At 48.6% G+C, this 214-nt stretch carries 1 rRNA gene; it reads right to left on the bottom strand.

What is annotated here, in order from left to right:
• Positions 1 to 8: 8 nt before the first annotated feature.
• Positions 9 to 124: ribosomal RNA gene (gene rrf, locus J0A66_RS23315) — 5S ribosomal RNA — on the bottom strand.
• Positions 125 to 214: the final 90 nt, after the last annotated feature.

Raw genomic sequence — 214 nt, 5'->3', positions numbered from 1 at the left:
AATTGGGAGCCTGGCGGTGTGCTACTCTCACATGGGGAGACCCCACACTACCATCGCCGCTATTACGTTTCACTTCTGAGTTCGGAATGGAGTCAGGTGGTTCCGTAACGCTATGGCCGCCAGGCAAAAAAGGTTAACAATCTGGACTGTGATAAAGAATTCATCGCTTATGTAGCGTATTGGTTTGATGAGTTGTGGCTTGCACATACATCGT

Source organism: Bowmanella dokdonensis (genome assembly GCF_017254865.1).
Classification (GTDB): Bacteria; Pseudomonadota; Gammaproteobacteria; order Enterobacterales; family Alteromonadaceae; genus Bowmanella; species Bowmanella dokdonensis.
The sequence above is the reverse complement of the archived record's forward strand: the minus strand, read 5'-3'. Positions and strand labels throughout refer to the sequence as shown.